Below are 19348 nucleotides of genomic sequence, written 5' to 3' on the forward strand. Positions count from 1 at the left end.
AATAAGTTGGAAGTAAAAAAGAGGAGGTATTTTGCCTCCTCCTTTTTTTGCTAACTGCATTTTTTGAAAGCCAACCATTCGACCGATTTGGTGAGCGCCTTTGGGAAATGAACAGACCACAGGAATCGGCAACCTACCATAACTTTCTGGTATTTCTGAAATAGCCTTTTCCATAGTTAATTGTAGCTATTTCGTCTTCGCCTATCCGTAGGTTTCCTTTCGGCGTGACGATCTTTCCTCCTTGAATGGCAACAGTCCCCACCAAATATTCGGAAAACCTACCTTCCTCGCAGAGTGGGATAGGAATAAAGGAACTTGACTGATTCCCCACCAACAAATCCAAACAGTCTTTGGAATCGTAGTTCATGTTTAGGGGTACCCTAAGCCGAATCAACCGCTGCCTTTTGCTCAAAGGCTGCACTGTTAATTCGGTGTAATAGGCGGCCATATACGCCATACTGACATTAAATGCAGTATTGAATTGCACCCAGCCTTCCGTCCATCCAAGATTACCCACTTCGGGATTATTGGGATAGTGAAACGATTTGGGCGATCCATCGAAGACCAACGGAAGTTCGTCCAGAAGTCCAATCCCTCCTCTATGCCGGCTATACCATCCCAAATCAACTCCTTCTATCTCCTCCGGACCCTTGTACGAATAATGCCTGCCGGTAGGGTTACGCCCAAAAGCATTTTCCAAGTGAGACCAAGCCAGCAACTCCAGTCCATCCACCAAGGAAGGGTCATCCAAAATCATCATGGCAGCAAAAGCAGCGGCGGGAAACCCGAGTATATTGCCTGTTTCGTTCCACCCAGGTGGCGTCCACTCTTCATCGGAATACTTTCGGAAATCCCACATATTATCAGATCGGGAAATGGCAACCTTAGCCCACTCGCTTACCTTCTCCTGTAAACCAGCCGGATGCCGGTCGGGGTATTGGGAATAAAAAAACTGAAAAGCCCGCATGGTTACGTGCTCGGACGTACGCTGCCCTTTCGTGGTCATTGGATCCTCCCAATCTAGATGTTCAACTATCCATTCCATCTGCCGATAGGCAGCGTCGAAGTATTTGTCGGCATCTTCTTCACCCATTTTCCGGGCTGCCTCATACATCATCAAATTCGGTATCACCGAAAAACCCGGAGGCATCTCACCCTTTGTAGTGCCTAGCTGGGTTTTTAGGCTTAGCAAATCATGCTCCGGACTGGTATCGTAAATAGAATTAGCATGTGCAGAAACATCGGATTTGGTCCATACTGACTTGGCAAAGGCATAGACCGATTCGAAATTTTGCCTAGGAAGCCACTGACTAAGGTAAGGCCACACATATAGAAAATGTGCCAACTCGGCCTTTTGCATCTCATGGTCCAGCTTCATGGAGACCTTCACGTCCGCATCCCAGTGGATCAGCTGCACGACATCCGGCGTGCCGGGCGCAAATGGATCCAATGTACCCCAAAGACCCCGGTACTCTGCTGGGTAAGAATCGTTGGAAACATAGCTGCCCTTCACCTCCATGCGGTTGTAGGCCTCTGGATTGGAAAGGTACATGGCTACCAGTGTCTGAAGGGACCAGTTAAAAAAATCTCCGTCCCGCCATTCGAAAGACAGGGGGCGTTTTTCCGTCACATTCCCGACCAAGTGCCGAGCTCCCAACATAAAGTCCACCATGGGTCTGTAAGTGACCCGCTCCAGCCAATTGGGCCCAATTCGAAAGGGAAAGGAGGTTAACTCTCCGATACCAATGAAAAACTCATCCTCCGACTCGGGATTAAAGTCATGAAAATAGCCCTTGCCACCAAATACCTGGCCTTCGTAAAGGCTTAGATTGGGACGATCCGCAGAATAAATACGAAAGGAGGTTCCATCGGAGATTTCTGGCGCAGTAAACCCCTTGGGCCTATTTAGGTTGTAGCCACTCTGGTTAACCAAAATCTTTTTCACCTCACCCACCGACTCGTCGACATAGGATTGGCCGATCAGATTAAACATGGCAATATCGAGCCGCAAAGCATCCATGGATTGTAGCCGAAGTCGGTCGATCAACAGCGGTTTGCTGAGCTCAACCTCCAGTTGCTGTACCGATGCCAACTCCACATCCTCAACTTTCCGCCATTCACCATTTAGTAGGTACTGAAGCTGCACCTGTTCACTGACGTTCATTGGTCCCATTGTCAGCGCTACGGATACCACCTCGGTAGCTCCGGGTAAGCGAACGGTAATCCATGGGCTAGGATCCTCCTGACTACTTCGCCAGCTAGTCTTTTCATCGGCATCCAACGCAAGGGAGGCTCCATGACCGTTTTCTTCCGAACTTACGGAAGCTACGCCGGAAAAAGAAAGGTTTTGCTGTGATACGGATTCGAAAACCAGTACTGAACAAAATAACAGGACATAGACAGTAAAATAGAATTTAATGATCATATCTTAGAAGCAAAACAGGTGATACCAAATAGCGCGGCAGGAATGTTTGGATGAGGATGCGTCACCTCCACTCGAATGGCATCCGTCTCCAGGGGTTCTGCCAAAAGCAAGGTGTAGATGGTCTGATGATTGTCTTCTACAGCAGTCAAGACTCGTCCGCTTCCATCCATTATTTGAAAGCGCTGTATGCAAAACGGCATCTCAGATTCCGGATGTCCTAACAGTGTGGATTCCATGGGATGATCGAAATCGGTATCGAAGTACAGCTTGATCTTTCCAATCTGCTGCGGCTCCTTCCAGGTCAATTCCACCCAATTTTGCGGTTGGTCTGTAGACGCCACCCACGCATTGACGGCCGTCGTAGGTCGAAAGACACCGTTGGTCAGCTGATCCTTTTCATACACCAACAGGGGTTCACTCAAGGAGAATGCCAGATTATGCCCGTTTGGTCTGCGCTCCGGTAGCCAAAACTCGAACGATTCAATGCCAATTCCATCGGGGGGAGATTGCAGGCTGCTCGTCGCCACCTCTTTGTTAAACCGCTGGTATACCGCAATCAATCCGGTCAGCCGGGTTAGACTTTGCCTGACGGCTACCTCGCTGTTGGGAGAGAAAGCCAGGAAAAGATAGGATTCCTCCTCCTGCGTGTAATCGAACGCAATCTCCCGTTGTTGAACGCCCTCTTCCAGCGAAAGAACCGTTTCGCTCAGCACTACTTCGGGTGTGAAATTACCCCGCTTGGCAGCAGCCATCAGCCGGACAGTAACCTGTGTGGATGTATCCGCTTGCAACTGAACGGTTATCTTTGGCATCGGTCCCTTGCATACTGGTAGCATTTGGGCCATCGCAAAATCCAGCTTTCGCCAAGGTCCATCAAAGGGTAAGTCTACTAGTTGATACGTGGAAGAAACCTGGACGTCTGCCTGATGCGCGAGTTCGTCGGAATCGCTTAATCTAAACCCAGGAATATACTGTCCTTCCGTAACCAGTTTTCGCTGGAGTTCCCGGATCAGTTCGGGCGAAGCAAGGTCTTTCGGTAACAACCCGTGTTCTTTGCAAATAGCAGCCGCCATACCGACTGCCTGCCCATTATGAGCACAGGTGGCCATGACGCGGGAAGAACCAAAGGCCACGTGGCTTGCGCTGATAATCCGTCCGGAAAGAAACAGGTTTTGGATATTTCGGCTATACATGGTCCGGTAGGGAATCTGGTACACTCCCTTGCTATGCCACTGGGTACAGCCCGGCTTTTCCCCATAAACGCCATCTGCGGGATGTAAATCCAGCGCCCACCCACCAAAAGAGACCGCATCGTAGTGATGCCGTTGCTCGACCACGTCCTTTTGGGTCAACATAAAGTCCCCTTCAAACCGCCTGCTCTCCCGCTTTCCGGGGATGGTACCCACCCACTCCAGAGTATGGTTTTCCTTTTCGGGGTATTCACCGGAATTTTTGATGTGGTGCCAAATACCGTAGATAACTTTCCAAAGCTCCCATTTGATCCGTTCGCTCTCGTGGATGGTGTCCAGGCGCCCACCATACTCCACCCACCAAAGCCAACAGCCGTGCTGCTTCAGGTTGAAGGATTTGAAACGGGGAAGCTGATCCAACGTCTTCAGGGTGTAGGAAGGAGCAACAAACCGAACGGGTTTGCCGGTATCCTTGCTGTAGAAATAAAGTGAATGACCGAGCAGCTCGCCGTACTGTGTATCTGGCGCAAATTGCTCGTCAAACTCTTCCTTTCCTTCTGCTCCTATGCGGAAGGCGGCACCGGATAGAAAACCCAGAATCCCATCCCCAGATGCATCGACAAACAAAGGAGCAAGCAGCCGATAGCGCGTACTATTCTGACTGCAAAAGGCTTCTGCGGCACGGATCGTGCCATCGTCCGATTTTTCGGCCTCATAAACCGCCGTATTCAAAAGCAATCGGATATTGGGTTCATCCGTCACTTTCTCGATCAGCACCGTATCCAAGATCAATGGGTTGCCCTCGGGATTGCGGTACATATTCTCCACCAAGATCTCATCGATTACGCCCCCTTCCCTGGCCCATCGGTTGTTGTTTCCCATGTGCGAGGTGGCACCAAGGATCCACAGTCGGATTTCGGAGGAGGCATTCCCTCCCAAAACGGGCCTGTCCTGCACCAAAGTTACTTTGACACCCTGACGGGCGGCTGTAATCGCACAGCACACTCCGGCCATACCACCACCCACTACTACCAAGTCGGAAAAGATCTCATCGGTCTTCAATTTTCTTACTCCGGAACTAGACTCCTCTCTTATCATACTGATATTGTTATTTCTTAATTAATGCTCCTTTTTCCATGCCACTTGACTTTAATAGCCTTACTCCCAATACCAGTATGGCTCCGCCAAAAAACCATATCATCCAAGCAGCCAACTCATCGGTGAGAAAACCCAGCACAATAAACATGACCGAGGTAGCCATCAGCGCATAGGCAATAACCCTTACACCATACGCATTTTGCTCCAACCCCGATTGGATATCTTCCTTCGTATCAGCAAGAACCTCCACGTTTTGTAGGGTGGGGCGTTTTCCCTGAAACCGCATGTAAATATCAAAAACAGCCAGCAAAACAATCGGCAACAGCACGCCCAACAACATCTCACTGCTTCTGTCCAGCAGTACCCCAAAAAGGCCAAACTTAAAGCCTACGTTGACGATTAAACTAATCAAGGTGATACGGAGAATGGACTTTCCGGTGTGATAGGGAGAAAAAAGACCCCAAATTGCCGGGCCATAAAGTGCACCTCCCGTGACGGCACCGATGCTCAACACCACTTCCACAATTCCCCCGGCCAAGGGCACCAAACAGGCCACACCTATTGTTCCCAACCCAAAAGCCAGCGTCGCCACACGCGCAAACTTCATCTGCTTCCTTTCCGATATTCGGGGAAAAAGCGGCTTGTACACATCGTTGGTCAACACGGCGGCGGCCAGGTTCAGCGACGTATTCACAGAACTGGCGGTGGCAAAGACCATACCTCCCAGCATCAGCCCCAGCATGCCAACCGGCAGCACTTCCATGCACATACGAAGATAGGCACCCTCGGCATCCAATCCGAGCAAACTATCATCTATCAAGCGATAGACCATGGGCGGAACCATCCAAATAAAGGGGCTAACCAGATATAAAGCTCCAAACAGGTAGCCGACCTTCCGGGCAGATTGGACCGTCGCCACCGACGTATACCGCTGTACATAGGCCCAATTACCCCCGATAAAAATCGTATTGTACAAGATAAAGGCCACGATAAATACCGGGGTGTACTCCCCGTTAAATACCTGAAAAAAGGTATCCGGCGCATCGGCAATAAAGCGTTCGACGCCTCCCACCTTTGTGAAGGCCAAGGGCAAAACGATCAGCACGGCGGCAGTCAGGATGACAAACTGTAGCACGTCCGTCACCACCACGGCCCAAAGACCGCCGACGGCTGTGTACACCATGATCATACCTCCCAGCATCCAAATCGACCAGTAGATATCCATTCCGGTCACCACATTCAGGACTTTGGCCACGGGGTAGAGGAAGGCACCTGTGTAGCCAAGGGACAGCAATAGGAACAGGTAGGTGTAATACTGCTGGGTGGATTTTCCAAAACGACGTGTCAGATACTCCGCTACTGTCAATACCCCGGCCTGTTTCCACTTGGGTGCCAGCCACCTTCCGATCAGGAACCCGCTTAGGCACATGGTCATCTGTATGGTGATGGCCACAAAACCCCACTGATAGGCAATAGATCCCCAAACCACGAATGTCCCTGCAGAAAAAAAGCTCATAAACAGGGACAGGCCGCTGATGGACCATGGTACTGCACCTCCCGCTGCAAAAAAAGATTTCATGTCACTACCCCTCGCGCCAAACGAAAGCCCAGCGGTAAGAATAATAAACGTAAAAACCAAGATAGATATATAATCCAGGGATTGCATCGAAGAAGCAGTGATCTAGTGTGACAATGTTGGGCCGATTTACTAGTTTTTGGGCAAGGAAACTACCGGGAGTATGTTAAGCGGCGATTCGATGATGCCCATAAAGGTATCCAAATGATTTGCATAAACACCACGGGGACTTGTACCGAATGCCTTGGCCACATAGGCCGCATAACCTACTGCCTCTCCCATCATACCGAAGGTACGCATCAATAATAAGTCAACCAAGCCGTCGCAATACAGTCACTTTTGCTTACAAATCGGATCCATCGGGCTTCAAATCCTTTGGGAAACTCATGGACAAAGGCTTTACCGGGTTCTACAGTTACTTCCTGCCAAGTCATCCAAGGACCGTGCCCTATCGGTTCAAATTGGATCTCAAAGGTTACCGGTACGGCACTTTGGTGGGATAATTCCAGCTTCTTGTTATCGTAATAGCCAAATAAATAGGGATCGGAAGGCTCATTGGCCCTGACAGCGGAATCCTTCCAGGGACCTCCTTTGCCAACGGGTTTGCCCAGCTTCCAGAGATCATCAATCACCCCCGCCCACAAGGCCAATTTCTTGTCATCAGACACCACGATATGTGGATTTTTGGATGCTGCATTTGGGTCAACTCCGGAAAGCAATAATAATCCCCGATAAGAGACATAGTCATTGATCAGTAGGCTGTGAGACGATATGGGACGGATTTTGGCGTATCCATCGGCATTCTCGGCCGGCAACTCGTAGAAGGTACCGTGGCAATTGAATAAATCCCGCTCGGTAGCAACTTCACGGCATATTCTCAGTTGACCGGATAGTGAGGGCGTCGTAAACTTTTCGTCGCCTAAAGGCAACCGCCACCTTCTTCCCTTGTCGTCGGTCACCAAAACTGATGCCTTATCTACCTCAAACACATTCTTGGGAATGGCGAAGCTTTCCCGGATAAAATTGAAAGTCTCAGGATCCTGCTTTTGTACCAACTGCATGGCACCGTCCAGCTCGTAATACGTATCATCGGCCGCAATGCCCAGGCTTCGTCGATTGTCTCCCAAACCATATAGCAAACCCGCTTGAAGCGGCTCATTGAAATTAGTTTGAACTCCGTCAAAAATACCCTTCAGGTATTTTCCCCGTTGATCCTGATCTGCGAAGGAAAGGTGTACCGTGGCTTTGGTCGGTTTGTCCACTTTGACTCTCACCCACTCTCCTTTTTTCTCCTGACCCCAGGTAAGCACCGTAGCTCCTCCTCCGGTTACCGAAACGGATGTAAATGACTCCCAATCGCCAGTTCCCGATCTATCTACCTCCAATTGGAAGTTGACAGCTTTCTTCCCTTCGTTTTTCAGCCACATGGTAGTTTGGTCCCACCCGGCAAAAAGCATGGGTTCAGAAGGTGTGTTAGCATTCACTTCTTCCGAAAGCCATATGGAACCATTCGCTATTGCAGGGCCTAAGTTGTCCGGTAAGTCGAAGTCGGTAAACCAGAGATTTGAATTGGATTGGCCAGGACCTTCAATATTTCCTTTTGCACTGCGTTTGTTCAAAAACTCCTTTTGCGCAGAGTCATCGCAGCCAAAAACCAGTCGGTTGTTCCACCTTGCAAAATCGCCAATTACCTTCAAATAGGCTGAACGTGGACGGATTCCGGCCGCGTGCTTTGCGTTAAAATTCTGGGGAAATTTCCAAAACATCCCATGCATGGTCATCAAATAATCCGGGTTCTCCGCGGTGCCTATATCCCGGATTCTAGGCCACTCGGTATTCCATCCGTGCGCACCGTCGTAGCTGTGGCTGGCCTTTGGCAAACGGTAAAAATCCCAGCCAGTTGCGGGATTCCTAACCCCCAAAAGCACCGACTTGTGGTCCCAGCCAGTAGCCCAAATGGGATCGTTGGCCGGGTCGGCATTGCCATAGATTCCTCCTGGCCCGCTGACCTCCACAAATTGGTTTCTCCTCACAAGTGTCCAAGATTCTCCGTCCCATTCCGAGAGCGAACCGGCTTCGATATCAAACTGCTCCAGGGCCTTTTGTCCCGACTCACCGTTATTGGAATAGACCATCACCCCTTGGCCGGAATACACCCCTTTTCCATGGGCACCTAACAACAAACTTCCAGGAGGATTGCTGTCCGTATCTCTTGCCTTTTTATTCCCCACATTGGCGTCTTCATACAACTCCCTGACCTCCAATGAATGGACGTCTACCTCGTAAAAACCCTCCTCCATGGTAGCATAATAGATTTTATTCTCCGGATCGGTCAGGTGCCTGGCGATACCCGTATGCCTACCAGGCATAGTTTCGTAAGAGATTGTTCGAACAATGGCCTGCTTATCGATGGCGTAAGGCCCTATAAACAGCTGCTGGCTTTCTCGGTGAATCTTCCGGTTAGCCGGCGTTCCTCCGATGCTCTCGGGCCGTACGATTTGTTCCAGCTCTGGGGTGATTTCATAGAGTTTATCAGACGAACCAAAGGGGAGGTGAGGACCATAGGTGATCACCCAAAGACGGTCAGCCCAGGGCACTACCGCACCGGTTCCACATTCTCCTTCTTCGTTGTAGTACGCCAAATGTGGATAGACTCCACTAAATGATGGGTATTCTTGGACTTGTACGGAGTCCTTAACTTGACATTGAAACAGCGCGAGGCAAATGGATAGGAGCGTGTAGGATTTGTAATTCATGTTGACAAAGGAAAGATTGTACCTAAATCAACGAAATGGTGACCACTTCTACAAACTTCCCACACTTTAAATGCCTATTTCAGCAATCATTTCTTGGATCGACATCGCTATAACTCCAAATTAATTGCTTTGGCGGTGGTTTGCTGAAAACAACCTATCCGTCAGCGCGGCCCTGAAAAAACGAATGCATCTCCAAATGGGTCGGCCAAAGCAGTTCAGTGGCATGTGTCCAAAATCTGGATAATCAGTATAAATTGCCTACCTCTACCCGCTTCACCTCATAGTCTCCATCTCGATTGACACCTACCACATAAATGGCCTCCCCACCATCGCCCCAGCTTACACTGCCTCCAGCAAATCCTATATAAAAATCCTGACCGAAACTTGTTAACTGAGCTTTGAGGCCAGTATCGATCTGCTTTACCCAAACTTCATTGCTGCCGGATCGGTCAGAAATAAACGCCACCCACCCCTCCTTAAACGGGTTAAATGCAGGGAGTAGGTCCTGTCCATCAGATGCCACCCAAGTAGCTTTCCGGTACCCATCCCTGGTCTCAAAACCAGCCACATCGTACACCAGTCGCCAGGATCGCTCATTGATAACCGGTCGATTATAAGCTAGCCTTCCTCTGAATGGGCAAAAGGTCAATGCACTATACGACACATGTCCAACGTAATCTCCTTCGATCCGGGGAAGTATTAGTTGCTTTTCTCCCCGAACTACATCCAATTTCCAAATCCCATTTTCCCACTGCTCCAGGGAATCGGAAAAGAAGTAAACCGTATACTCAGAATCGCCAAAAACCGGATAAGAACTTCGATAGTTGCCCTCCAAAACCTTGTGCCTCTCCCCCGAAACTCTGTCATATACCTCGATATGTTTGGGTAGATAATGAGGAGATCCTACCGCTGAAAGATTCCGAGAGGTAGAATATATCAGTTTATCTCCAGTAGCAGACCACGAAGGTTCAAAGCTACTGGCAGCAATCAACTCGTGGCTTCCTGATTGGAAATCGTACAAATAGATGCTTTGCCCCGGCCGATTGGCACCCGGATTTACCGGATAATCCGCGACATAGGCCAGCACATCACCCGACGGTGAAGCCACCGGCATAAAAATGCGGGTGGCATCCGGCAACATGAATACAGTATTAGACTGACCTATGGAAAACGGTGAGGATACCACGGAGTTTGTAAATGTTTCCCGACCGGCCCTTCGTGCGCGAACCAAAAACTCATACACCCTCCCTTCTTCCAACTCGGACACTACAAAACTTTTCACCTCAGACGCAAGGGTAGCTGCAAGCTCGTAGGCCTCCTCACCTTGCTGTCGAAAAAAAACATCGTAAAACGTTGCATCCACCCACGCAGGACAGTTGAATCCAGGACAGAGTAGGATGGCATGCCAGCTTAGCTTCACAGAGCGAGCATCCACCACTTCGGATCTCAATCGAGGAACCTCCAACGATGATCCCGCTGGAATGGGATCGTCAATGACTTTGCATCCATACAAACATAAAACAAAAAGTGACGGCAAAATAAAGTTCCGTAGATTCATAGGTAGATAGGGTAAGTGCTGTACGTATTTCCAGGACGGATGAATCTTCCAAAATGCTACAAAACTGCACAAAAAAGACAGAAAACCAGAAGGTGGAACAAGTAAAAAAACTCTCCAGCCCCTCACATGGAGTTACTCCGCTTGCGGACAGCACGCAAATTTTGCATGGATTCCCAAACCCCTAGGTCCTATTTAACTTGGCTAGGTAAGCGTCACAAACCGCGTATCAACTAAAGTCTCTACGGGAACCGTTTGATCGACAAGGCCCAATTCCAAGAGTGTACGCATGGTCTGCACCAACGATGATGCGTCTACCTGTGGGCCCACAGCCCATTTCGTTTGTGCAAACCATTCCCTCACATCCTCAAGGCTAATGGCATATCGTTGGTGTATTTCCAAAACTGAGGTATCCCCTTCCTCCATGATCCGACGGTTTTCCACATACAGGCGATCACATATCAGGCGGAGCTTGTCAGGATGCTGCTGCAACGCCTGCCCAGAGGCTACAATCGCAAAACAAGGCCAAGGGGTCGGGATTTCACCAATCCTTCTGCATTCTCCTTTAGAAACAAGCGGTTGGGTGGTGTACTTTTCCCATAGAAATAGCTTTGAAAGCGAGGACCTAAACTCACGTCTCGCGCCATCCAAGTTTCCGACTACCTGAAACTCTAGGTCTTCCATGGTCCATCCCTCCCGTTTTGCCAACAGGTGGGCCATCAAATGAGACCCCGAACCCATCCGACTAACCAAAAAGGGGACATTTCTAACCTCAGACAGCGGGCGTTGGGTTGCCTTGGCAGAAATATGAACGCCCCAAACCAAAGGAGAAACCACGTGGTACCCTACTATCTTTCCGGGATTGCCCCCTATGCTATCCTTTACAAAACTCTCCGTAAGGACTAGGGCAATATCCGTAGACCCATCCCGTATCGCTTGGTTCATCGCACCTGACCCACGGGGTTCATCCACCCACTCAACGAGTAGCTCCTGATCCTTAAACGGTTGTGACTCTACCAATCTTCTCCAAGGCAAATTAAAGTGCTCGGGAACGCCCGTTATAGTGATTCTTTCCATAAGTCAAATATAAAAAGAAATCCCCTGAAAAAATCAACAATAAATCCCTCCTAGCCCAGCGATTGAACGCCGTATTTAGTATCTTTGAGGCATATTTGCCGATTTTTATTTTTAAAATCGGTCTCATTATATCAAATACCTTAATTAATCGACTATGAAATTCAAACCTGGAGTAAAGTTTGGTGAGGAATTAAAAGACCTGTTGGCGTATGCCAAGGAAAGTGAATTTGCCATGCCCGCGGTAAACTGTATCAGCACCAACACTGTAAACGCGGTATTGGAAAGTGCCAAGAGAGTAAACTCTCCGGTAATGGTGCAATTTTCCAACGGCGGGGCTCAGTTTTTTGCTGGAAAGGGTCTTCCGAATGACAAACAACAGGGTTCCATAGCAGGTGCCGTTTCCGGTGCCATGCACGTGCATAAGATGGCCGAAGCCTACGGTGTACCTGTCGTATTGCATACCGACCATGCTGCCAAGAAACTACTACCCTGGATAGACGGCATGCTTGCAGAAGGCAAGGCGTTCTATGAAGCCTTCAAAAAGCCGTTGTTTAGCTCGCACATGTTGGACCTCTCTGAGGAGCCCATTGAAGAAAACATCGAGATCTCTGTTAATTACTTCAAGGAATTTGCCAAACTTCAAATGGCGATTGAAATTGAGTTGGGCGTTACAGGTGGAGAAGAAGATGGAGTGGACAACACCGACGTGGACAGCTCCAAACTATACACCCAGCCCGAAGAAGTGGCCTATGCCTACGAAGAACTTAAAAAAGTCAGTGACCTCTTTACCGTAGCGGCAGCCTTTGGCAACGTGCACGGCGTATACAAGCCCGGAAATGTATCGCTCAAACCGATCATTCTGAAAAACTCACAGGATTATATCAATCAAAAATTCGGAACCAGTGGTAAGCCGGTTAATTTCGTGTTTCACGGAGGTTCCGGTTCGTCGGTGGAAGAGATCCGCGAGGCAAACAGCTACGGTTCCATCAAAATGAACATTGACACCGATTTGCAATGGGCATTCTGGGAAGGTATTCTTTTATACTACAAAGGAAAAGAAGGGTACCTTCAATCCCAGCTAGGCAATCCAGAAGGATCAGACAATCCAAATAAAAAATATTACGATCCACGGGTTTGGTTACGAAAAGGCGAGGAAAATTTCTCCAAGCGCCTGGAGTTGGCGTTCGATATGCTAAATGCTATCAACAGAAACTAAAAAATAAAAAAGGAGGCCGATAATGGCCTCCTTTTTTGCATTAGGTAGATAAGATCCCTGCTATACGCAATTCTTCTTCATCCACCTTTTTATCATCTACGATGGCCCGTTTGATCGGGGTAAACACCACCTTGTTGTTGATCACCCCTACCATCACGTCGTATTTGCCCTGAAGCAACCCTTCCACTGCGGAAACCCCCAGTTTACTAGCAAGGGTACGGTCAAATGCCGAGGGTGCCCCGCCACGCTGAAGGTGCCCCAGAATAGTCACTTTGATATCGTAGGTGGGCAAAATCTTTTTCACCTTCTCGGCTATTTCAGCAGCTCCACCACTTTTTCCGCCTTCTGCCACAATAACAATGTTACTTTCCTTTTTGGCCTTTTCCCTGCTCTTCAGCCGCTCTATCAGCGTTTCTACAGGCATTTTCTTTTCTGGAATTAAGATAGCCGCCGCCGCACTGCCTATTCCGGCATTGATCGCGATAAATCCTGCATCTCTTCCCATTACCTCTATAAAAAACAGTCGATCGTGCGAGGTAGCTGTGTCCCGTATTTTGTCAATCGCTTCAATGGCTGTATTGCAGGCTGTGTCAAATCCAATCGTTAAATCTGTTCCAAAAAGGTCATTATCAATAGTGCCCGGCAGCCCCACTGCAGGAATGCCAAATTCCTTGTAGAACAAATGCGCCCCGGTGAGGGAACCGTCCCCTCCAATGACTACCAACGCATCAATACCGTGTTTCCGGAGATTGTCATATGCACGCTTTCGTCCCTCTGGAGTACGGAACTCCTGACTACGTGCAGATTTCAAAAACGTACCGCCACGCTCCAGCACGTGGGCGATGGAACGGCTATCCATTTTCCGTATGTCGTCATTGATCATTCCTTCGTAACCACGGTATATTCCGTATACTTCCAAGTTGTAGTAGAAACCGGCCCGAATCACCGCCCGGATGGCGGCATTCATACCCGGAGCATCTCCTCCAGAAGTAAGTACACCAATCTTCTTTATCGTCTTTTGTTCCATTATATCCAATTAGATAAGATTCTTAAACATCATTTCGGCTGCTGCCAGATTCGTTGCCAGCGGTACATTGTGCACATCACAAATGCGCATCAGCATCTGAACATCCGGTTCATGGGGGTGCTTACCCAACGGATCGCGAAAAAATATGACCATGTCCAACTGCTTCTCTGCCACCATCGCTCCAATCTGTGCATCCCCTCCCAACGGACCCGAAAGCAGGCGAAGTACTTTAAACCCGGCCTTTTCGATATGCAAACCCGTTGTACCGGTAGCCACCAGTTCTATGCCTTCGAGCTCATTTTTAAAGCCACTTAAGAAATGAACCATATCCGCCTTTTTCCCATCATGGGCTATCAATGCTATCTTCATAATCTCTGCAACGTTTGGGTGGTAAAGTTATAAAAAAACGACCAAAGAAGCTTTGGCCCACACAGGGCCATTTCCTTCTATCAACGAAAACCCTATTAAATCAGCCGTTTAGCCTACTTGCTCAAAAAATATTTAGCAAGTTTCTCCCATTCTTCCTCTAAAGAACCCTGGAATCGCTTCTCGCCTGCCCTAAAATACCAGTAATCCGCATTCCATTGATCCCCCTCCTTTCGGTGCAAATAGGCATGAAGGGACGCAGAAGATTGGTCCGGAAGCTGATCGATTAGGGCATGGGCACCCTGCCAATCGCCTCTGGCATCCAGCCAAAGCGCCTGTAAGTGCACAGACAACCCAAGGGGCAAACAGTCATCTTTAAGTGATTTTCTGAATTCAAAAATGTCCATTTCTAGGGGTGCTCAAATAAAACATACTATCAAATTAAACAGATAAAATGCAAGGGACCAACATTTGACAAATTATTTTCACGCTCCAAAATCCGACCCGTCGCCCCGCCTCGTATTTAGCAACGATCACACGGAATCCAATCTCTTAACCATGCGTACCTATTTACAGGCTTTTTTCTTCTTACTACAGGTCGAATACGGGTTTAGTCAGGGTCTGCTCTTTCCCTCCCTACTAGGTGCGGGCAATGGCATCCTCAGTCTAAATGAGACGAAAGGCATGGCCTCCCGCTATTACTTGGGTAGCGATCTATTGCCCGGCATTCCCCTATTTCATGAAATCAATACATCTACCACATCCCTGATGGTGCAATACGGACTTTCCGATCGAGTCAATATACAGGCACAGACACGATATATCCAAAACAGGGGAAAGGCAGACCAAAGGCTTATTTACGGCACGCCCTATAAAAACCGGTCAACGGGTCTTCAGGATATAGATCTGGGGGTTTGGCTAAGGTTGTTTCAGCACACTACCCCTCGTGGCAGCCTTTCCGTATCCTCCACCCATTCCATCACACTGCCATTGACCGACTACACGCACGGGACTGACCTGCAATCCCTTTTGGCAATCGGCTATGGTGCCACCGGAATATCCACTGGAGTTGATATTCTCCTGCAATCCGAAGAGGGGCTCTTTGGAGCGCTCTCAGCCAATATGGAATACTGGTCCCGCCAAATACCCAACAAAACAACCCAAGGCATCCGCAGTGGGTATGTTCACCCAGATATAGTAGCCTACTTATTTCTAATCCACCGTTGCAGCTTGAGCGGAGTGGACGCCTTCACCGATGGTTTTGACGGCAACTTTCTGCTTTCAAGGATTGACCATTCCTTGCTTGGTCTGCACATCGTAAAACCGGTAGGCAGCGGATGGGGCCTTTTGCTAAACGCAGAGACGGTAATCGCCGGTAGAAATACGCCAAAAAGCGCCTCCTTTACCCTTGGGATTACCTTCGCCTTTGGAGCCAATCAGCCATTTAACACCTATTAGCCATGAGCAAACGTACCATACACCCATTCCTTTTTATCCTAGTCTGTCTGCTGGGTAGCTGTGAAGACATCCCCACCCTTACATCCACTACATTGAGTGGGCTAATTGTCAAAAACCCCTTTTTCACAAAAATGGAAAATGCTTTGATAAAATCAGGGCTTCTACTGCAATTCAATGACTCTCAGGAAATCCACACCATGCTGGCACCAGAAGATGCAGCCTTTGAAAGGTTTGAAAAGCTAGAAAACAAAGATTTGGAAGAATTTGAAGCCGATATACTGAAAAAACTGATCCTGCACCACAGCATTCCCGGTTCATGGCCTGGAGACACCCTACGAAAGACAAGAAGCCTTCCATCGGCATTTGGCCCGGACATCCGAGTAACAAATACCGAAGGAGCCACTTACCTGAACGGTGCGCGCGTCCTATTCACCGATGTGTACGCACAAAATGGGCTACTTCATGGTCTAGATCAGGTAATTGTATTTATAGACACGGACAATTTGGCTGCCCTGACAGCTTTGCAGCAGGCCCCCGGTGGCCAAGACGCAGCAATCGAACTAATTCTCGAATTCATCAAAACCGAAGGATTGGAAGATTTAATTGGAGATCAGACCTGTACACTATTTCTTCCGACCGATTCCGCAATGCGGACTATGACCGAGCCAAGTTTCGATGAATTGGTACGAATGCCAAACGACCAGAAACGGGCGTTCTTACATCACCACCTCATACAGGGGGAAGGTAGATTTTTACCTGAACTCAGCTTGGATCCGGTAAAAACCAGTGCCGGGGAGACAATCCGTGTGGACTTAAACGCAAGGTCAGTCGGAGTGGTAAAGGTTGGAAAGGAAAAATGGGCCGAAGTTATTAGAGGAAATATAGAAACTAACAAGGGCGTTATTCATTTGATAAACCGTACACTAAATTAAGGACAAAACAGGTCAAAAAGCCACGTATATTTTGCTCTCTAGCCAGGCAGGTATCCGAAGATTTTGCGACCCAGCCGGCAACTTGTCTTGAATAAAATAGTTGAGTTTGATCTCCATACCTAGGGCGCCCTTTCCATTTCGGTTTTGCCTAACCCCGATCAAAACAGGAACAAACACCCTGTTCGACGGCATATGAGCCGTGTTTCCTCGATCCAAAAAGCCATAAGCAAGCAACGCCTGCTCATTTGGCGTGAGTTCCGGCGAGTTGGCAACTGACAAACGCCCAAGAGCAAACCCGGAGCCTGCCCCTAGGTAAAAAAGGTAGCGGCACGGCAAGTAGCCAACCCGATTGGGGTTTGAATACCAAACAGGAAGCACCTCTAGGTGCAGCGCTCGCTGTCGGTTGACCTCGCCGATCTGCCGACCTTCTGAATTCACAAGAACAAACGGCTCGTGAAACCTACCTGAAAGCAAGCTGCCTGTGACCTTTACGTCAAAAAATGTGCTCAAAACGTGGGAATAGCCCACAAAAGCCCCAACCTGCGAAAAGGATGTCAGGTATTCACTGCGCTCATCTTGCGCTATCTTTAGCCCTGCAGTAACGAGCGGTCCAACGGAAAAAGCATTGTCCCGAACTTCTTGGGCTAGGGCACCGTGTACGGATAGAATTATCGAGGAAGCCAAAAGGCCTCTTTTGAGATCTTTCGAAAAGGGTATCATGTGGTAGGAGTTGGATTCCTTTCTATGTACGAACCCGACACCACATTTGGATCTTTCAATTAACCAAATTATCTCGGTATGCTAATCCGAAGTCATTATTGACGGACGCTACGTCACCTTTTTATTTCATATCCCTTTTTTCTAAATTTTTACCGGTTGGTGATTGTCAATAAAACCCAGATCTATCCCAATGCCTAGTCCCGGACCGGTAGGTATATTAATTTCCCCATCTACTACCTTTAAGGCGGAGGTAAGGCGTAGAATTGCCTGATATATACTTAAAGTGGACCTACTAAGTAAGTGACTTGGGGATTTTTCAGCAGGAGTACACAATCGACAAATAGCTGTAAAACATCTCTTCTCTTTAAGGTGGTCGGCTACGTTCCATCTTGCCCTGCACCCTTCCTAAATATCAACATACCAACTAGTTGTAACTTAAGTATGTTGTAAGAAACCTATTGAAAGCGCCTTTGTTCTTCTTCAGAACCTGTGGTATTTCTCCGGTTGAGTTTCATTTTTCGATTACCAAAACTACTTGAATAGGTTATCCTTACAATCCGTGTTTCAAAATCTAAAACACCGCGCGTATTAAGGTTTTCTTCCGGGATGGAAGCCGAGATATATATTTTATTACTATCGAACATATCGGTAAAGGAAAGCCTAAGCCGACTGTCTTGAATTTTTTTCTCCAAGCCAAAGTCAAGGCCTCCAAAGGCCCTCATCTCCATGATACCGAATAATTGTTTCGATTGGTATATTCCTGAAATTTCTGCGGTAAATTGATGGGGTAGTGTAAACTTCTGAGATCCGTTTAACGAGAAATTGCTAATGGTTATATCCACAGGCTCCGATAGGAAATCGGCTTTGACCCGTATCCTGTTTGCGGATATATTTACCTGCCAAGACCACCAATCGGTAATATTGAACGGAACTGAGATGTTCGCACTGTAATTTTTTCTGAAATCCATGTTTTCCGCGGTATTTATTACTTTTCCGCCATCCGAAACCTTCGGTTGAAAGATTGAAATAGAATTTTTATCGTGGCTGTACTGCAGTGAAAATAAAACAGACCTGTACCGGTACTCGGCCTTAAGCGCGTCTGTCATGGACGGTAGTAAGTTTACATTTCCGCTCGTGAAACTATTGGGATCAACGAAGAGGACAAAAGGAGCTATTTGGAAAAAAGAAGGTCGGGTGATCCTTCGGCTGTAGGAAAAAACATAGCTGTTGCTTGGGTTGATTGTATTTTGAAAGAATATACTGGGGAAAAAATTTCCAAAATTTCGGTCAATGACATTTCCCTCTTCCAATGTATTTATATCCGTGAGGGTATGTTCATACCGTAACCCCATTTTTAGAGCTATTTTTTGTGATGCGTTGATGTTGACCGATGTGTATACCGCACCGATACGTTCAGTCATTTCCGCGTGACTGCTGAACTCAGAATCCACAGTTATTATTCCATCTTCCACACTTTCTACTAAAATATCATTTCTCAATTCCGAGACAGAAGCTTTGGCCCCTGCCTCCAAAGAAAATTTTTCTCGTGTCAACACATAGTCCAATTTGCCGACCCAAGTATCGATGGGGGTGTTTTTACGGCTTATTAGGTCAATTTCATTAACAAAAACATAGCCTGGCTCAAAAAATCGCTGGTTGTAATCGGCAGGTTGATATTGGGTGAAGCGAATACGATCTAAGTCCATGGACAAACGACGCCGGTCATTGAAAATATGGGAGATGTTGACATTTCCAACCAATAAGGTCCAATCATCGTAGTTTTGGTAGGGCATTTCCACCGTACCATTCGGTTTACCGTTTACGGGCTGTAAGATATCCGCCGAGGCAAAATTTTCCCAAGACCTTTCAAAAATAGATTCGGGCACCATCACTTTGAATCCAATCCGGGGTAACATTATTTCCTACCTACACTACCTCACGGAATCATTTTA

Annotated in this window: 15 protein-coding genes; 3 read left to right on the plus strand and 12 right to left on the minus strand. The window is 47.9% G+C overall.

Annotated features, from left to right (window positions below; translation table 11 throughout):
- Positions 1-133: 133 nt before the first annotated feature.
- The 7 genes from JJU34_RS18750 to JJU34_RS18780 form a co-directional block, all read right to left on the minus strand.
- Positions 134-2425: a discoidin domain-containing protein gene (locus tag JJU34_RS18750; protein ID WP_228693953.1), complete on the minus strand. Its 2292-nt coding sequence runs from the start codon at positions 2423-2425 to the stop codon at positions 134-136.
- Positions 2422-4713 carry an FAD-dependent oxidoreductase gene (locus tag JJU34_RS18755; RefSeq protein ID WP_228693954.1) on the minus strand — a complete coding sequence of 764 codons (2292 nt, stop codon included), beginning with the start codon at positions 4711-4713 and terminating at the stop codon, positions 2422-2424. Before JJU34_RS18755 ends, JJU34_RS18750 begins: the two co-directional genes overlap by 4 nt.
- Positions 4714-4723: 10 nt before the next feature.
- Positions 4724-6379: a sodium:solute symporter family protein gene (locus JJU34_RS18760; protein WP_228693955.1), complete on the minus strand. Its 1656-nt coding sequence runs from the start codon at positions 6377-6379 to the stop codon at positions 4724-4726.
- A 42-nt stretch (positions 6380-6421) separates the two neighbouring features.
- The gene (locus JJU34_RS18765; protein ID WP_228693956.1) at positions 6422-6589 is read right to left on the minus strand and encodes a hypothetical protein; all 168 of its coding nucleotides are present in this window, start codon (positions 6587-6589) and stop codon (positions 6422-6424) included.
- Complete coding sequence (locus JJU34_RS18770; RefSeq protein WP_228693957.1) at positions 6589-9045, minus strand: hypothetical protein; 2457 nt, start codon at positions 9043-9045, stop codon at positions 6589-6591. Before JJU34_RS18770 ends, JJU34_RS18765 begins: the two co-directional genes overlap by 1 nt.
- Positions 9046-9289: 244 nt before the next feature.
- Complete coding sequence (locus JJU34_RS18775; RefSeq protein WP_228693958.1) at positions 9290-10603, minus strand: hypothetical protein; 1314 nt, start codon at positions 10601-10603, stop codon at positions 9290-9292.
- Between the two features lie 201 nt (positions 10604-10804).
- On the minus strand, positions 10805-11677 hold the full coding sequence (locus JJU34_RS18780; protein WP_228693959.1) for an ABC transporter substrate-binding protein: 873 nt from the start codon (positions 11675-11677) through the stop codon (positions 10805-10807).
- A 154-nt stretch (positions 11678-11831) separates the two neighbouring features.
- On the opposite strand from JJU34_RS18780, the gene fbaA reads away from it, so the two are divergent.
- Positions 11832-12893, plus strand: coding sequence for a class II fructose-bisphosphate aldolase (fbaA, locus tag JJU34_RS18785; protein ID WP_228693960.1), 1062 nt, complete (start codon positions 11832-11834; stop codon positions 12891-12893).
- Positions 12894-12933: 40 nt separating this feature from the next.
- On the opposite strand, the gene pfkA is transcribed toward fbaA, so the two are convergent.
- The 3 genes from pfkA to JJU34_RS18800 all read right to left on the minus strand — a co-directional run bounded on the left by pfkA (position 12934) and on the right by JJU34_RS18800 (position 14693).
- Positions 12934-13920 carry a 6-phosphofructokinase gene (gene pfkA / locus JJU34_RS18790; protein WP_228693961.1) on the minus strand — a complete coding sequence of 329 codons (987 nt, stop codon included), beginning with the start codon at positions 13918-13920 and terminating at the stop codon, positions 12934-12936.
- 9 nt (positions 13921-13929) lie between these two features.
- Entirely contained in the window at positions 13930-14289 is a 360-nt protein-coding gene (locus tag JJU34_RS18795) for a methylglyoxal synthase (RefSeq protein ID WP_228693962.1), read from the minus strand.
- A 113-nt stretch (positions 14290-14402) separates the two neighbouring features.
- Entirely contained in the window at positions 14403-14693 is a 291-nt protein-coding gene (locus JJU34_RS18800) for a hypothetical protein (protein ID WP_228693963.1), read from the minus strand.
- Between the two features lie 151 nt (positions 14694-14844).
- Between JJU34_RS18800 and JJU34_RS18805 the strand changes: the two genes are divergently transcribed.
- Both JJU34_RS18805 and JJU34_RS18810 read left to right on the plus strand, forming a co-directional pair.
- Complete coding sequence (locus JJU34_RS18805) at positions 14845-15744, plus strand: hypothetical protein (protein WP_228693964.1); 900 nt, start codon at positions 14845-14847, stop codon at positions 15742-15744.
- A 2-nt stretch (positions 15745-15746) separates the two neighbouring features.
- Positions 15747-16676, plus strand: coding sequence for a fasciclin domain-containing protein (locus JJU34_RS18810; RefSeq protein ID WP_228693965.1), 930 nt, complete (start codon positions 15747-15749; stop codon positions 16674-16676).
- Positions 16677-16688: 12 nt separating this feature from the next.
- On the opposite strand, the gene JJU34_RS18815 is transcribed toward JJU34_RS18810, so the two are convergent.
- Together JJU34_RS18815 and JJU34_RS18820 are read right to left on the minus strand one after the other, a co-directional pair.
- Positions 16689-17396, minus strand: a complete 708-nt coding sequence (locus tag JJU34_RS18815) for a hypothetical protein (RefSeq protein WP_228693966.1) — start codon at positions 17394-17396, stop codon at positions 16689-16691.
- 455 nt (positions 17397-17851) lie between these two features.
- Positions 17852-19312 (minus strand): outer membrane beta-barrel family protein, encoded by a 1461-nt coding sequence (locus JJU34_RS18820; RefSeq protein WP_228693967.1) that lies wholly within the window; start codon positions 19310-19312, stop codon positions 17852-17854.
- Positions 19313-19348 lie beyond the last annotated feature (36 nt).

The sequence above is a fragment of the Lunatimonas sp. genome, from assembly GCF_020832325.1.
Lineage (GTDB): Bacteria > Bacteroidota > Bacteroidia > Cytophagales > Cyclobacteriaceae > Lunatimonas.